At 49.3% G+C, this 16,681-nt stretch carries 13 protein-coding genes; 4 read left to right on the plus strand and 9 right to left on the minus strand.

The annotated features are described in order from the left end of the window. Positions 1 to 5 precede the first annotated feature (5 nt). A complete protein-coding gene (locus BD_RS00680; protein WP_011162757.1) occupies positions 6 to 755 on the plus strand; it encodes an OmpA family protein in 750 nt (249 codons plus the stop codon). Here the strand turns inward: BD_RS00680 and nagZ are convergent, their stop codons facing one another. Together nagZ and BD_RS00690 are read right to left on the minus strand one after the other, a co-directional pair. Then, entirely contained in the window at positions 756 to 1,868 is a 1,113-nt protein-coding gene (gene nagZ, locus BD_RS00685) for a beta-N-acetylhexosaminidase (RefSeq protein WP_011162758.1), read from the minus strand. It lies immediately after the preceding gene. 3 nt (positions 1,869 to 1,871) lie between these two features. Next, positions 1,872 to 2,750, minus strand: a complete 879-nt coding sequence (locus tag BD_RS00690) for a hypothetical protein (RefSeq protein ID WP_048349675.1) — start codon at positions 2,748 to 2,750, stop codon at positions 1,872 to 1,874. 122 nt (positions 2,751 to 2,872) lie between these two features. On the opposite strand from BD_RS00690, the gene BD_RS00695 reads away from it, so the two are divergent. From BD_RS00695 to BD_RS00705, 3 genes are all read left to right on the plus strand, one after another. Beyond that, on the plus strand, positions 2,873 to 5,092 hold the full coding sequence (locus BD_RS00695) for a Tad domain-containing protein (protein WP_011162760.1): 2,220 nt from the start codon (positions 2,873 to 2,875) through the stop codon (positions 5,090 to 5,092). 652 nt (positions 5,093 to 5,744) lie between these two features. Beyond that, the gene (locus tag BD_RS18295; protein ID WP_157865622.1) at positions 5,745 to 6,647 is read left to right on the plus strand and encodes a hypothetical protein; all 903 of its coding nucleotides are present in this window, start codon (positions 5,745 to 5,747) and stop codon (positions 6,645 to 6,647) included. A gap of 65 nt (positions 6,648 to 6,712) precedes the next feature. Beyond that, a complete protein-coding gene (locus tag BD_RS00705) occupies positions 6,713 to 7,666 on the plus strand; it encodes a hypothetical protein (RefSeq protein ID WP_157865749.1) in 954 nt (317 codons plus the stop codon). A 53-nt stretch (positions 7,667 to 7,719) separates the two neighbouring features. On the opposite strand, the gene BD_RS00710 is transcribed toward BD_RS00705, so the two are convergent. The 7 genes from BD_RS00710 to BD_RS00740 form a co-directional block, all read right to left on the minus strand. Continuing rightward, entirely contained in the window at positions 7,720 to 8,913 is a 1,194-nt protein-coding gene (locus BD_RS00710) for an exo-beta-N-acetylmuramidase NamZ family protein (protein ID WP_011162763.1), read from the minus strand. A 12-nt stretch (positions 8,914 to 8,925) separates the two neighbouring features. Then, the gene (locus BD_RS00715) at positions 8,926 to 9,915 is read right to left on the minus strand and encodes a sugar phosphate nucleotidyltransferase (protein ID WP_011162764.1); all 990 of its coding nucleotides are present in this window, start codon (positions 9,913 to 9,915) and stop codon (positions 8,926 to 8,928) included. Continuing rightward, positions 9,912 to 10,931 carry an aminoglycoside phosphotransferase family protein gene (locus BD_RS00720; RefSeq protein ID WP_038450512.1) on the minus strand — a complete coding sequence of 340 codons (1,020 nt, stop codon included), beginning with the start codon at positions 10,929 to 10,931 and terminating at the stop codon, positions 9,912 to 9,914. Before BD_RS00720 ends, BD_RS00715 begins: the two co-directional genes overlap by 4 nt. A 56-nt stretch (positions 10,932 to 10,987) precedes the next feature. Continuing rightward, on the minus strand, positions 10,988 to 11,857 hold the full coding sequence (locus BD_RS00725) for a hypothetical protein (RefSeq protein WP_011162766.1): 870 nt from the start codon (positions 11,855 to 11,857) through the stop codon (positions 10,988 to 10,990). 200 nt (positions 11,858 to 12,057) lie between these two features. Continuing rightward, on the minus strand, positions 12,058 to 13,614 hold the full coding sequence (locus tag BD_RS00730) for a sigma 54-interacting transcriptional regulator (RefSeq protein WP_050792885.1): 1,557 nt from the start codon (positions 13,612 to 13,614) through the stop codon (positions 12,058 to 12,060). A gap of 127 nt (positions 13,615 to 13,741) precedes the next feature. Then, positions 13,742 to 14,932 carry a mechanosensitive ion channel family protein gene (locus tag BD_RS00735; RefSeq protein WP_011162768.1) on the minus strand — a complete coding sequence of 397 codons (1,191 nt, stop codon included), beginning with the start codon at positions 14,930 to 14,932 and terminating at the stop codon, positions 13,742 to 13,744. Positions 14,933 to 14,952: 20 nt separating this feature from the next. Then, positions 14,953 to 16,674: an ABC transporter ATP-binding protein gene (locus tag BD_RS00740; protein ID WP_011162769.1), complete on the minus strand. Its 1,722-nt coding sequence runs from the start codon at positions 16,672 to 16,674 to the stop codon at positions 14,953 to 14,955. Positions 16,675 to 16,681: the final 7 nt, after the last annotated feature.

The raw sequence follows: 16,681 nt of genomic DNA on the forward strand, positions 1-16,681 counted from the left end.
AATTCATGGCAAAAAAACACCGCAAACACGAAGAACATGAGAACCATGAGAGATGGCTGGTCTCTTATGCGGATTTCATCACTCTGCTGTTTGCCTTTTTTGTTGTCATGTACGCCACTTCGACTTCCAACGAAGAAAAACAAAAAGAGTTTGAAGACTCCGTGAAGTTGAGCTTGCATCTGGTGGGCCGGGGCGGGTCCGATGCAGATTCCAATTCGATTGGCAGTATTATCGGTGAGTTGGAAATGCCGGTCGGGAATTTCCCTAAAAAGGGCGGTCCCGGCGAGGTCGAAGACTATGTGGAAAGGTCTCTGGATAAGTCCATGGACAGTGCGCAGAAAAAGCTGGCCATTCAGGATGTTTATCATGATGCCGTGGGGGTGAGGATTGCTCTTGCCGCTTCGACATTCTTCCAAGAGGGCTCCGCAAAACTAAAACCTGAAGCCCTTAAGAGCCTTGATAAGGTTGCAGATGTTCTAAAGACCCATAAAAAAAGAATTATTATCGAAGGTCATACCGATGATCTGCCGATTGCGGGCACACTCTTCCCAAGCAACTGGGAGTTGGCCGGGGGGCGTGCTTCCGCGGTCGTGCGCTATCTGGTGAAGGTGCACCAGATGGATCCAAAACGTTTTGTTTCATTATCTTACGGTGATCAGAAGCCGGTGGTGCCCAACGATAGTGATGAGCACCGGGCGATGAACCGCCGGATCGAGATTTTCATCGTCACCGACAGTTCCAAGGTTGAAATTTAGTTACTCTGACAAAAGCCCGTCGGGAATCTGGCCATTGGCGATCGCGGAGGCGATCTTCAGGTGTTCCGGACTGCCGATGATCTTGATTGCTTCTTCCAATGGCAGCGGGTCAGGATTCTGAATCTTTACTTTTTTAAAGTCCATGATGCGATGATAGCTGGCTTCAAGATCCTCTTTCTTCAGGGACCCTTGCGCCAATGCACCCAGAATGGCGTCGTAAGCCTGCGGCGGAACTTCTGGATCGTTACAATAAAGCAGCAGATCCACACCGGCCTTCAGGGCCCGCACGGGAACCTCTTCAATGCCATAGTGTTTGGTCATGGCTTTCATACCCAGATCATCGGTGATGATCAGGCCACGATAGCGCATCTCTTCACGAATCATTTTTCTTACGAATGTCTCGGACAAAGTCACCGGCCATTCAGGATCAATTTTCGGAAACTTGATGTGCGAGGTCATGACCATGTCCACGCGGGATTTGAAGGTCTTTTTAAACGGAATCAGCTCGCAGGACTCCAGGCGCTCCAGATCAGTGTTTTCAACCGGCAGGTCTTCGTGGCTGTCGACGATGGTGTTTCCATGTCCTGGGAAGTGCTTCGCACAAGTGATGACATCGGATTTGATGTATCCGCGAACCAGGGCAGAAGCGTGTTTTGCCACCATCTCGGGATCAGAACTGATGGAACGGTCGCCAATGACGGTGTTGCCGGGATTGGTGAAGATATCCACACAAGGGGCAAAATCCAGATTGATGCCCACGGCTTTCATTTCAAGACCCATGCGGTTGGCAAAGTGGAAGGACACGGTCGGAGCATCCAGGTCGCCCAGTTTTCTGAGAGGTGGCCACACGGTGAACGGGGCCTTCAGGCGGTGAACACGGCCCCCTTCCATGTCGATACCAATAAACAGCGGAGCCTTGTCGACTTGTTTGTGGCGCAGGGACTGGATCTCGGCGCACAGCTCGCGCACTTGTTTGGGTTCAGCGACGTTCCGGCCAAACAGGCACACACCACCAATATTATTTTCTACAATGAACTTCTTTTCGTCAGCGGTGAGGGCGTGACCTGATACGCCGATGAACATGTGCTGACCGATGATATGACTGATACTCATGAACTAGTTCCCTTTTTTCTCTGTTTCCGGTTGAGCTTTGATGATGATTCCCTGTCCCTGTGGGACGCCCATTTGCTTGCTCGGAGCTGGGGCGTTGGCTTCCGCTGCTTTCAGCTTGGCATTGCGGGAGACGACATTGGCGTCGCCGGCAGGAACCTTGCCGAATAAAGTTTTTAGCAGAGAGGCGCTATAAGGGATGTTTCCAATGGCTTCGGACGGATTTGCCACAAGTTCTGTGACGATGCCCTGGCCCATGGCGTTTGTGCCCAGGACTTCGCCACGTTCATTGACGTAGCTTAGGAATTTGATGTCTTTGAAGGTGTTCAGAATCTTGAAGGACTTAAAGCCGTTAAAGATCTCTTCTTTTCCGACCAGGGCTTGACCCTTGTAGATGGCGCCGTCTTCTTCCGCGATGGCCTGATATTCATAGTTGGTTTCTGATTTCAGGCCTTCTTTGGATTTCAACATCAGATACACCAGGAACGTTGAAAGGAAGGTTCCTTTAGGGATCTTCTTTTCGATGCGGGAAACTTTGTTGCCGTTTTTAATCACGCCCGTCAGGGTGCCACCTTTGAACTTGGCGTCGATGATCTTGGATTCTTTGCCGGCCAAAGAGGTGTATTCATAGGAAATCGGTGTCAGGTCGGCATCCGCATAGGCCTTCAGGCTTTCGGTGGTTTCGCTGGGACCTTTTCCGGTTTTCAGGAAGTAGGTGGAGATGAACTGCTTCTTTTTGGCGTCGAATTCATAACGGCTGATCACATATCCAATGTGTTCTTCACCGGAAAGGACCTTGGCGTAGCCTTCAAACAGCACGTCCGCCTGCGCAGGCAGTGTGAAAGCAAGTGACAGCAAAATTGTCAGACAAACTCGTTGGACCATCGTCGAGTTCTCCCTTCCGAGGCATGGATAAAAGTCTGTCATCTCACTATAGAACAAGTCAAAGTTTTAGAGGTCGAGTTGTTGCTTCATGAGACAACCTACGAGACAATGCTGGGATACAGATGTTGAACTCACGAAGCACTTTTATTCAGAATCTTAACAACAAGCGGGGGCAAATCGCCCTGTTCGTGGCGTTGATCTTTCAGATTCTTTTCCTGTTCTTTGCGATGGTCATCAACGTCGGTCTTTTGGTTCACCATAAAATCAATCTGCAAAACTCCGTCGATCTGGCCGCCTATTACGGCGCGATGAAACAGGCCGAGGGCATGAACGTGATTGCGCACACGAACTATCAGATTCGTCAGAGCTGGAAACTGCTTGCCTGGCGGTATCGCATGCTGGGGACTGCCGGGGATTTCGAGGAGCATCCCTTCGATAAGGTGGGTGGTGGACGTATTCGTACAACCGATGACGACAGTATCAATCCTGGAGCACAGAATTTTTACGACTCCCCATCCTTCTGTATCACTTATATTCCATTTAAGCCGATGCCAGATGGAGAAAATACCTGCAAAGCTTTGTCTTCGCATACAGGAATTAATGTATTTAAAATTCCGCCTGTGTTGATCGATTTGCCGAGTGTTTCGGGAAGAACTCGAAGTCTTGCCTTGAATCTTCGTGCTAGTTTGATTGAGCGTTGTAAAGATTTTGGATCTTTTAACTATCTCATGCTGGGTGGATTCGTTGTTGCCTTCAATATCGATCAAGGCAATCGGGCGCTTTTGATTTCCTATCTGTCCAAGGCTATGAGTCCTAGTTCCCCTGATGCGGATTTCTTTGATATTGACGGCAAGAGCGTCAAGTTGGGTATGGAAAATACCCTTAAAAACAATCTGACTGCTGCTAACAATACGTCCGATTTAAAAATGAGTATCTATAATTCATTGGGGCACTCGGCCTGCAATGGGTCTCAAGGTGCCAAGGGCGAGCCTGCTCGCTGGTTAAAGCAAATCAAGACTTATCCTGGATTCAGCTACATTGATACGATCTGTACTGAAACAAGTATTACACCTAAGCCGAAGATGCTTTCAAACGTTGAATCAGATCTTCCAAATGCGACAGTCGCAGATGGAAGATTCAGGACTGAAGTTGATGAACTGAAGAACTATATCGGCATCCGTGAGCCTATCAGCGATATCTATAACTACTCCATTGGGGTGGAAAAGAATCCGTGGTGTATGGCCTATGTAGGAGTTTCTGCATCGGCTCGCCCAAAGATTCCGTTTTCGCCCTTTGGTTCCTTGGAGATTAAAGCTCGAGCATTCTATAAGCCCTTCGGTGGTCGCATTGGTCCGTGGTATTACAACAAGTATCCGTCGGGCTCTGCTTCTTATAACGGATCACAAGGCAGTCCCAATGACAAAACGGATCCGAATCTGCCACCTCGTTTGATGGACCAAGCGCATGTTGGTGTGCCGGGGGATCCGACACGAATTGCAAATTACAGTCGTTATGTCGGCGATAAAGTCGGTTTGAAAAGTCGCCGGGTTCTTTATCATTATGGCAGAGCTATTTATAAGTTAGACCCTAACTGGGTAATTGGCTCGGACGGGAACGTTGAGCCGGGCAGTGCTCCGGTTAACTATGGAGATACGGCGCCTAACTTCGAGCATTGGAAGCACCTGCCATTTAATTTCTATCAACGTGGCGGGAATCAGGATTTGCTCGCTTGGGATCATGCTAATGATCAGCCATCGCGCATGCGTATGCTTGAGCTTTCGGCGATTCTTCCGGATCCATTCGATTTGACCTACTATTCAATTGAACCTGATTTCTATCACAACTATTACACACGCCTGCGTGATGGATTCCTGAAGACTATTGGTTCCGCTTACTATACCGAGAATAAAGAGTTCTTGGGTGATATTGGAACTCACAAAGGTTCCAATAAAGAGGGTATCAACTGGGATAAATTCAGCGTCATCGATCAGTACAAAGCTGTTTCCGGAAATACATTTATGAAGACGTTCGTGGATATCGCAGGGAAACTGACTTATATCTCCACAAAATGGCAGGATGTTCTGACGTCCTGGGCGCCGGTGAGCCTTGTGGATTACAGTTTGGATCCAGCCAAGTTCGGCAAATGCACGATCACACCGAGAGGTGCTGATTCCGGTGAGCCTGAAGTGCCAAACCCAGGAAACTGCGTTTCGGGCGGAACAACGGGCTACTCTGTGAAGATGGTTTCGTCGGACTATCTTCGTCGTACTGATCTTGAGTTGGGCGGCACAGGGGTGCGTGGAGCACTGCTGAATCCTCCTCCTGAAGACAGCGAGTTCTAAACAGATTTCATCTGAGCGTCTCATTCTAATACAAGACCTAAAAACTTAAGAAACTCTGACTTTTGTCCGAAAAGGATATGGTAGGGGAAATTTTATGCGTAGTTTGAAGACAAGTCTTCTTTCAGGCCTAATTGCATTGTCGTTCACTGCTTCGCTCGCTCATGCAGAAGGGGCTGGTGGGAGTACCACTCCCGCTGCCGCCTCTGGGGCGGCAAAAGATGCGCGTACCGAGGTATCCGATGAAGGTTATACTGAAAAGCCTGGTGAGTTTAAGGCCGAAATTACTAAGTTGGAAACGGCATTAAATGCCGCCGAATCATTGGGTGGTGCTCCCGGCGTAGCAGCTTTTAAGGATCTGAGCCAGGCTACGTCATTTTACTCTAATCTGCATGGGACCTGTGTAAAGACTCAATCTACAGCATCTTGGTTGTGTCGAGAAAAGACGAGTCCTGAGCTTCAAAAGACACTAAACAATATTAATACCGTAGCGAGTATGATTACCGGAGTTGCCGTGCAAGATGCTTGTAGCAATCTCGCAAAGATCGCACGCCTAGCTCAAGGTGGTTTGACTGCATATACCGCAGCCTGTTCTTCTGCTCGTGCAGCTTGTGAGGCATCTTGTTCAACGGTTGCAACAAATCTTGAGCGAATTGTGAAGACAGATTTAAATGCCATTGCTTGTAAAACTAGAACCCTGGAAAATACGACTGCTTGTAATAGTCTGGATACTCAGTTGAATGCTGTTTCTGCGAAGATTAAGGATCTCGCGGCTACAGATAACTCAAAAGCAGATAATAAATCCATTGCGAAAAAGAATGTCGCTTGTACTTATGAATACGCGAACATGATCGTATCTGCCGGTGCGGGTATTGCTTCCATGATTTCTTCCTTCAAACAAGGTCAGCAGTGTGACGAGGAGTCTAACGGTACTGGCACTGACACTACGACAACCGCTGCTGTTGACAAGTGTGCTGATGCGACTGTCGCGGCCAATGATCCAGAGTGTATCTGTAAAGCAAATCCAAGAACTCCGGGTTGCTCCAATTCCTATCAAAAAGCCAATGACGGGACGACGTCTCGCCTGGCTTCCCAAGGCGCAGAGCTAGGCACAGCAAATGGCAAAGGTGACGCAAGCACCCTTCCAGGCATTGAAAGTGATCCGTTTGCAGCTTTGCGTGACCTTGCCTCCACCAATGCGGGTGGCGGTGATTCCTCTGGTGCCGGTGCGCCTATGGGCGGTGGCAGTGGCTTGAGTGGCTTTGGTGGTGGCAGCGGCGGTGGAGCCGGCGCCCAGGGCGAAGCTGCGAAAAAAGGTCTGAACACTGATATTCTCGGCGGCGCCGGTGGCGGCGGTGGTGGGGGTGGTTTCGGAGGCTTTAAAGGCTCTGACTCCAAACTGCGCCAGTACCTGCCAGGTGGAGCGAAAGATCCATCTCAAGGATTGGCAGGTCAGCAGGCTTGGAAAAATGAAGTAACCGGCCAGGGTGGTAAATCCAACTGGGAAAAGATCAAAGAACGCTACCGCGACAACAAGAACACTCTTTTGAATAACTAGGGGAAGCTATGACAAATTTAACAATCAGGTTCGTTTGTATATTGTCGTTGATATGGTCTCCAGTTATGGCGGGCGCAGTCACTGTCAGTGGCGGCAGCACTTCCACAACGACACCTAAGACTACGCCTGACAAAGGGGTTGAGTCCACTCCGGGTAAAACCGCTCAGCCATCGGTGAAAGACTCTGCTGATAAGTCTGGAAGTTCAAATAAAGGCGCTCAGGCGACTCAGTTCCTTACTGGGGCATTGATGTTTACTATGGCGGCTGAAAAGTGGGGCGAATGCTCCAGTCAAAACTATGGCGCATGTGCGATGGCTGCGATCTTCACGGGATTTGGCGTTCTCTCCATGGCTCAGGGTAAGGAGCACGGAAAGGCAGCGGGATCTTCAGGACTAACATCCTTTCAATCAGACGGTTTGGGCAATGCATATGATTACGGGAATATCGATCTGACTGATCCAAATAATCCACTATCAAAAGATCCGAATGTGAAGGCTTTGGGAACGAATACCGGAAAGCTGACCACTGGCGGATTGCTTGATCCCAAAACAGGAATCATCAAAACTCCGGACGGCAAAACTTACAAGGCTTCTGACTTTTCATCGGCTGCTTCCATGGCTGCTGCTGGGATCCCTCAAGGTGCGATCCTGGCTGCACAAGATGCCTACGCTCAGGTTTCCAAAAAATCCGCAGATAAAGTTGAGAAGCTAAAACTGGGTTCCATGACAGCAACCAACGGCTTCAGTGAAGGCGGTGGCGGTGGTGGTGGTGGCTGGGGCCCGGCTTCTCCAACTGATGATGGTTCCGGCAGTGACTATGCTGGCACAGGCGGTTCTGGTTCCAGTGGCGTTAGCCTGGAGCGTGACCCTTCAAGTCTTGCAGGCATGCAAAAGAACTATAACGGTGAGCCGATCGGTGTTGCCGCTGACAGTATCTTCCTGATGATGACCCGCAGATACAAAGTCAAAGAAAGCCAAGAGTCTTTCTATACTGATGCTGAACTGGCTTTGCAGAAGTAAAAGCCAGATATCAGAATTAAAAAAGGGTGCTGTTGCCAGCACCCTTTTTGTTTTTAATAAAGCAGGTATTTCTTTCTTTCCTTCACCCAGGGTTTTTCATCCTTGGCCAATGCCGCATCCAGATCTTTTGGAGTGGCCTTTGGATTTTCGATCCAGTTCTTCAGCGCTGGTCCGCCGTTAATCACATCAAATGCCAAGCGGTCCTTCACATACTCATAGGCAAAATCGCGATAAATCGGGTACTTCGGATGCATCTCGCGGATCACCTTCAGCATCAGCGCAGTCAAACGGAATGGTTTGAACTGATCGTGCTTGTAGCTGACACCGTCCGTGTGGAACTGGAAGCCATGGCAAAGCTTGCCCACATGCTTGTGGAAAGTTGGCTCAAAGAAGCATTCACGCAAGGTCACACCCTTAAACCACTGAGGTGCTTTCTTTTTCATGCGAACCAGAACTTCCGCATAATCAATATCCGAAGCGCCGATGATCTCAAGGGCGCGAGTGGTTCCGCGTGCTTCCGAAAGGGTGGTGCCTTCAATCAACACGGTTCCAGAATAAGCGCGCGCCATGTTCAAAGAGGCCGCGTTCGGCGACGGATTCACCCAAGGGCGTTTCAAGTCCCAGCCAAAGCCCGGCCCCTTGTCAGGATTGTAGCCTTTCATCTTCACGATTTGCAGATCCAGATCCATTTTGTAGTAGTCAGCAAAATACAAAGCCAGCTCACCCACGGTCAGACCGTGGCGCATAGGGATCGGGGCTGCACCCACAAAGGATTCCCAGCCTGGAAGCATCTTGAATCCTTCCACCGGTCGGCCCGCAGGGTTGGGACGATCCAAAACGATGACGGTCTTTCCAAGTTTTGCGGACTCTTCCATAATGTACAAAAGCGTGGTGATGAAGGTGTAAATGCGGCAGCCCAGATCCTGAAGATCAAACAACACCACATCGAAGTGGGACATCATCTCTGCCGTTGGACGGCGAACTTCGCCATACAGACTGAACACCGGAATCTTGTGCACAGGATCCACAAAGTCCGGGCTTTCGATCATGTTGTCTTGTTTGTCGCCACGGACGCCGTGCTGGGGGCCGAACGCGCAAGAAAGTTTAATCTTTTTGGAAAGCAAATCCATGCTGTGCTGAAGATTTTCATCCACGCTGGCCGGGTGACAGACTAGGCCCACACGTTTGCCCTTAAGGCTTTTTAGCATCTTTGGATTTGCGAGAAGTACTTCCAGACCGAGTTTCATAAATATCCTTATTTACAGAAAGAGAGTGTCTTTGGCTTGAGTGCCAGCAGGGACCCGGGCATTTGTTCCGACGATGACATTGGTCAGTTCGCAGCCGTTTTCCACAATAGCTCCGGGGCCGGCGCAGAAAGTTCCGTGAATTCGGGAATGACCCAAAAACGCAGATTTTGAAATCAGGCTGTAGCCGCCATCTGTGGAGGCCAATACGGTTTCTTCTTTGGAGTATCTTTTTAAAGTGCCTTCCAGGATGGCCTTCTGATAAGTCGCCGGGCCCGCCAGATAGTGCAGGCATTTTTCAGAAGCCTCCAGAAAGTCCGTTGGATTTCCGGTTTCAAACCACGTGCACTCAAACGGATAGGCTTCGACAGAAAGACCTTTTTTGATCGCCGCAGTCAAAGCATCATAAAGAATATTCGATTCACCTTTGGCTGGGATGAAATCAAACACTTTGTCAGAAAGAATCTGCACGCCCACAAAGTGCCAGGCTTTCACGGCCCCGGCGATCGGGGTCTTGCCAAAGCCCAGCACGCGGTTGTGAGCATCTGTCCAGACACCGCCAAACTTGGTTCCCACATCCGGGTGATCCATCACCATCAAAGTGGCGACATTGCGCTGATGGCGGTGATGCAGGATCGCTTTTTTCATAACATCAGACTCTTTGGGAAGAATGATTTCATCGGCATTCATCATGACGAACGAATCATCGCCCATAAAGTGATCGCGGGCTTTCCCCAGGCCGCCGCCGCTGCCAAGAATCTGTCCAACTTCATCAGAAAAATGCAAAGACTTCGCGTGATGGCGCAGGCTGTGGAAAAGGTGGTGGATTTCGCCAGGCAAGTGATAGGTGTTCACCACCAGCTTGTTGATGGCAAGATTTCCCAGAAAGCTCAGGGAGTGTCCGGCCAAAGGAACCGTGACAAACGGAATGGCTGGCTTTGGAAGTGTCAGCGTGTAGGGGCGAAGTCTTGTGCCTTCACCCGCCGCCAGCAACATCACGTTCATAAAGATTCGTACTTTCTTTCCAGAGCACCGGAATCAATCAGGACATCAGCAAAGACTTTGTATTCCGGGAACTCGTTGATGGCTTTCATCACACGACGAAGAGTTCCGGAAAGGTACTTCAGATAACGACGGTCTTGGCGCAGGTGATAGAAGCTGGCAAAGCTTCCACAGGCTTTAAAACAGCGCTGGATGGATTGCAGTTCATAGATACGGTCAAACTGCTCACGCGAGAAATCTTTTGGCAAATAGGCTTTGGATCTTTCCAGATAGTAGTCAATCAGTGTGCGTGCCATGGAATCATTCATGTCCACGTATGAGTCCCGCATCAGGCTGACCAGGTCATACTGAATCGGACCCAGTCGGGCATCCTGGAAGTCAATCACGCTCATCTGATCCAGTTTGATCATCAGGTTGCGGGAATGATAATCACGGTGAGCGATGCGTTTTGGTTCCTTGTCCAGACGGCTGGAGATATCCACAAAGATATCCGTGATTTCTTTGTTTAAAGATTCGCCGAAGGGGAATTTCAAAACACCGGAAAGCAGATTGTCCTTGCCGTAGTTCATCTCCCACAGGAATTTTTCGGTGTTGAATTCGATCTTGAAAGCGGTGCAGTCAGATTTGTCCAAAGTAGCCGGATGGTGGATCTTTACGATCTCGTCCACGGCCATCTGGTAGAACTCCAAAGAAGCTTCCTGGCTTTGGCTTTCCCAGAATTTTCTTTCCAGGGTCAGGTCACCCAGGTCTTCCAGCAGCATCAGTCCTTCTTGCGGGGACTGAGCCACGACTGTGGGTACATGCACACCATTTTTGGCAAAATGATTCAGCACGCTCAGGAAGGGGTAGTTGTTGGGATCATAGGGCTCCCAGCGCATCAGCACCCAGGACTGATTGTCCTGCACCACGCGATAGTAACGGCGGTTGGAGGCGTCTCCGGCCAAGGAAAAGACCTTGTAGTTGTCGGAGCTCAAAGCTTTTGTCAAAAATGGAACTAGGAATTCATCGTGAGTGACCATAAGAAAAATTCTCACAGACACTCACGGCATTATCAAGGATAAATCAGACGGGAAAATTAAGCGTCGATCGGACCATCTTTCATGAAGAACAGTTCCAGAACTTCCTTCAGTCCCTGCGGCGTCATTGGAGCGCGGTCGACTTCAAAGCAGTTCACGGAAATCTCATCCACGAATTTTGAATCCAGCGTGCTTTCACCCAGTTCTTCCAGACTTCTCAGGGAGCTGGTAATGATCAGCGGCTCGTCGTCCAGATGCTCTTCGCTGATATAATCCATCAGCAGCTCTTGTTCAGCGGCATTCAGGTTTTCCACGTTTTCCACAAAGATTGTCATTCCACCCATGCGGGCAATATCCATAGAGGAATGCAGCTGACCTTTGATGTCATTGAATGGAACAAATGCCCAGCGACCGGTCAGCTCATGCAGCTGCAAAGCGACTTTCTTGTTGTTGTTCTCGGATCGGCCCTCAAGGTGAATCAGGTGCGAAATCAGTTCGGCAGCTGGACCTTCGTTGGGGACGATGGAATCGTCAGCCAGAAGTTCATCAATTGTCGGCATCGGTTCTTCGCCAAACAGACGGACGTTGTCCAGATTGGGTTGAACTTTGCTGAGTTCTTCAAGGTTGGCTTCTTTCTGGTCCAGATACCATTTGTACATGGCCGGTTCCAGAACCATTCTTACCAACTGAGCCACTCCAGAGCGCTTCTCACTATTCAGATCATCTGCGGATGGCACCACAGCTGTTCCCAAGAAGTTCCCATTCACTCGAATGGGGATATGAAGGTCACGCCCCCGCGTGAACATTTCTTCCGCGCCTGAAACTTCTGACAGGTCCATCAACTGACGGATCTGTAAACCCTTCCCATAGCGGTTGGCCAGAATCTGCTTTAGTCTTTCTACAAAAGAGCTATCCAATGTTGTCTGCATAAAACCACGTACCCCTTACACAATACCTAGCTGGAACTTCACTACTACAAGAGCAATGCCAAGTCCGAAGGGGGTTTAAATTATTGAGTATATTCAGAAGGATAGCCCGTTTTTGGCAAAAAAAGTGGGCTTTAAGATTTGCTCTTAAAGCCCACTAAGTTTCGATCATTTAGGTAATTCTTTTAGGGTCGGTGCCCTTTTTAGCGCGCCAGTTTACGCTTATCCAGGCCGTACTTTTCGACCTTCATGATAAGACCCGCGCGGCTGATACCCAGTTCTTTTGCAAGCTTGGATTTGTTCCAACCTGTGCGGCGCAGACCCTCACGGATCATTTCGCGCTCAAGGTCTTCCAACGCATCTTTCAGCTTACCCTGCAAACGGGAACCCTGAACTTTGTTCTTTTCGCCAGCTTCCAAAACTTTCGGGGAAAGAAGTTCCGCCATCAGTTTTGTTTCGTCGCCGGAAAGAACACAAAGTCTTTCGATCTCATTCTGCAGCTCACGCACGTTGCCCGGCCATGGATAGTCATAAAGCTTTTCCAAAGCACGTTTGGTGATCTGGCGTTTTGGTCCGCCTTGCTGATCGTGAATTTTGTTAAGGAAGAAATCCACCAGGAACGGGATGTCTTCTTTTCTTTCACGCATCGGAGGAACACGGATGTTGATAACATTCAGGCGATAGTACAAGTCCTCACGGAAGGTGCCTTGTTCTACCATTTCTTTCAGGTTTCTGTTTGTTGCCGCCACGATACGCACATCCACTTTACGGGATTCAGTCGCACCCACTGGCATGAACGTACCTTCCTGAAGAACACGCAGCAGTTTTACCTGCATCTGCGGGGAGGTGTCCCCGATCTCATCCAGGAAGAAAGTTCCTTTGTCGGCCATTTCGAAAAGACCTTTTTTGTCTTTCAAAGCACCTGTGAAGGAGCCTTTTACGTGACCGAACAATTCAGATTCCAAAAGGTTGTCATTGAACGCGGAACAGTTCTGAATGATGAAAGGCTTGTCTTTACGGTGAGAGTTGTAGTGAATTGATTTTGCGATCAATTCCTTACCCGTACCGTTTTCACCCTGCACCAATACTGTGGAATCTGCACCTTTGATCTTATCAAGCAAAGCATACAGGGACTGCATTGGTTTGGACTTACCGATCATGTTGTCATACTTGAAGCGGTTGCCCAGTTCTTTGTTCAATTCTTTGATGCGGTCTTCACGGGAAGAGATTTCCAGGTGAAGGGTCACGATCTCCTGTGCCACCAGTTCGCACAGCTCGTTGAAGTGAGCGCGCTCCTGATCATCCAGGAACTTCAGTTTGCCCAGACATTTTTCAATCACTTCGCCGGACATACCGAAGGCTGCAAGGCGCTCGCGGATCTCTGTCAGACGGGAAGTGAAGTTGGAGTCACGGAAGAAGCCCATAGCCACAACCGTACCCACACAGTCATTTTCGATCATGATCGGGAATACACCCACATCAAAACCAACCATGTCCCACTTGCGCAGGGAGAATCTGTTTTGGGAAGTGCGAAGATCATCCAAAGACTTGGTCACAAGTTCTGCGATGCTTTGCTGACCGGCTTCTTTTCTTACCAGAGCTGTGATTGCCGGGTTGCTGAAGGTGACTTTATCAGAGTCATAACCTTTAAGCATTCCGCGCTCGTCTGTGAAAACAACGTCAATGTTCCACCACGCGCTGAGAATCTGTTTGAGCTTGTTGATGACATGTATATGTTCAAACTCATCCCAATTAATCATAAGTATCGTCCTTTCAGTGACTGTCAAAAGTATCGATACTTTTATCGTCAAGAAAGTAGACGAACTTTAGCGGGACTGTCTAAAGAGCGTGCAAAGCTGGACCAAGGACTGGGGCGCATGTCTCATTCTAGGACTTATATTCTGACGGAATGTGCATTCCTTCGCCATCGCGAAGCGCATGGTAGGTTGGTGACATGATTTCAACCTGGGCTTCGTTAAATAAATCCTGAATATTTTTATATAGTTCGGAATACACATCGTCAAAGTTGTTTGCAAGACGGGTGTAGGCATTCAGTTCATATTCCACATACGAGTTATCCAGGGCTGTCTGAAGTATAAAGGGCTTGGGGTCTTTCAAGACCCCTTCGGTGCGGGCGGCGGCGCCCAGCAACAGCTCATGCACTTTTCTCCAGTTCACGTCATATCCAATGGTGATGCGTGGATTTAGAATCAAACCTTTGGTGTCAGCCACGGCGCTGTAGTTGATAATGTGGCTGTTAAGCACGTTTGAATTGGGAATAGTCACATCAACGTTCTTGATGGTTCGGATGCGCGTGACCAGCAGATTCTTTTCAACAACATCCCCTACGGTGGTGCTGAGCTTCACCCGGTCACCGACTTGGAACGGACGCATGTAGGTGATCACCAGACCTGCCACCATGTTTGAAATTGCAGAGCTGGATCCCAATGAAATCAAAAGACCCAGAAACACCGAGACACCCTGGAAGGCCGGGGAGCTGGATCCCGGCAAATGCGGGAAGATGATAATCAGTGTGAAGGCAAAAACCAGAATGCGCACCAGATTGTAGGTCGGCTGCGCCCATTCTGCATGAAAACCTTCCAGCTTAAGATAGCCGGCTTCGATGCGCAGGAAGAACAGTCGGATGACTTTCAGAATGTAGCGCATCACCAAGCAGATCACGATGACATAAATGGCTTTGGGAATATAGTCGACGATGGTCTTCAGTACTTCCTTCAGTGGATCCAGAATGTAATGAAGCATGTTGTCCGAGATGTGCTGAGTTTCGGGGAAGAAGCCCAGAACCAGAGAGAAATAGAAATAAAGCCCCAGGACGTTGATAACCAGTCGCAGGGCTTTCAGCAGGCTGCAGATGCCGGCTGTCAGAGACTGGGCCGTGATGATTTCAAAGTTATGAATCTTTAATGCCGGAAGCTGGCTGTGGGGCAGGGATTGGATCTTCTTCTGCAGCCATGGAAAAAACCAGCTTAACAAGGACATGGCCACGATGAGAATCACGGTGGCGATACCGGTATTGATAACAGCGCTGCTCAATTCAGATCCAAATAAAGTAGACATACTTTATTTAGAACATAGAACTAAGTGTGTTGCAAACTGTGGAAGCGGAAGTACTCGCCCTCTTTTGACATGAGGTCTTTGTGAGTGCCGATCTCGGCGATCTCTCCTGACTTCATGACGACAATCTTGTCGGCTTTTTGAATTGTCGACAGTCGGTGGGCAATCACCAGAGCCGTGCGGCCCTCCATCAGATGATCAATCCCCTTTTGAACTTCGATTTCGCTGGCAGTGTCCAAGGCGCTTGTCGCTTCATCCAAAATCAGAACTGGAGCATCTTTAAACATCGCACGAGCAATGCTGATGCGCTGCTTTTCGCCGCCGGAAAGAAGATTTCCGCGGTCGCCCACGCGGCTTTGATAGCCATGCGGTGTTTTCATGATGAAGTCATGGGCGTTCGCCAGCTTTGCCATGGCCGGGATGTCTTCACGGGTGCGGTTGTAGTCACCAGCCCAGATGTTCTTTTCGATGGTATCGCTGAACAAGAACACATCCTGAGTCACCAGGGCGACATTGCGACGCAGATCCTTCAGGCCGATATCATGAATGTTCACGCCATCAATCAGAATTTCGCCGGAGGTGGGGTCAAAGAATCTTTCCAGCAGGTTCACGATGGTGGATTTACCACTGCCGCTGGCGCCGACCAAAGCAACCACTTCGCCGCGGTTGATTTCTAGGTTCAGATTCTTCAGAATCATTTCTTTGCCATAGCTGAAGCTCACGTTTTTATAAGTGATCTTCTTCCAGTCTTTTGGAAATGGAACTGGATTGGCAACTTGAGGAACTTCCGATTCATTTTCAATGATCTCAAAGATTCGACGCAGGGAAATGGTCACTTCCTGAATGCGAACGTAAGCTTCTTGAACACGCTTGATAGGCTGATTGATCATCAACAAGGAAGCCACAAAGCCCACGAAAGTTCCCGGAGTGCTGCGACCAGCGGCGATTTCATAGCTCACATACATGAACACACAAAGAACAATGGCAGTTGCGAGGAATTCGGTGACAGGACCGCTGGCTTCCTGGCGTTTGTAGATGGTCTTGCGGATGCCAAGGTACTTGTCGGATTCCTTAATCAGGCGCTCACCCATGTCTTTTTCAAGATTGAAGGACTGGATAATACGAACGCCGTCCAGACTTTCTTTGATGGTGGAGGTCATGTACTCCATCACGTCACGTTCTTGAGGAATATACTTGCGCATGCTGCGGGCGATGTTTTTCAGAATAACCGCAATCACCGGTGCAATCAGGAAAGTGGCCAATGTCAGCTTCCAATCGATGCGGATCAAATTGATCAGCAAACCTACCAGCATCAGCGGATACAGGAAAATGTCGGCCACCACACGCAGGCCATCCTGGATGATGCGAATGTCATTCAGGATGCGGCTGATCAAGCCACCGGAGCCTGCGGCATAGTTGTTATGGAAGGACAGATTCAGGCGCATGAACTTCTGCTGAAGTTTTTGGCGCAGTCCCTGAACCACGCGCTCGGCGGTGTAGTTCATCAGATAAATGTGGAAGTAACGAGAAGTCGCTTGAACCAGCGCCAAACCCAAGGCCATCGGCACCAGGGTGGCCATGGCCTGCTGCTGATTTGCAGACAGTCCATCGAACAGCCCTTTGATCATATAAGCCAGCTGTGTGGTTGCCAGCGCGTTCAGAATCCCTGTGGCGGCGACGATGTAAAGGGTGCTTTTGTACTGTTTAAGTTCGCCCAGGAGCTTCTTGATTTCAGGTGACATCATTTGTTTC

It is taken from the genome of Bdellovibrio bacteriovorus HD100, from assembly GCF_000196175.1.
Classification (GTDB): domain Bacteria; phylum Bdellovibrionota; class Bdellovibrionia; order Bdellovibrionales; family Bdellovibrionaceae; genus Bdellovibrio; species Bdellovibrio bacteriovorus.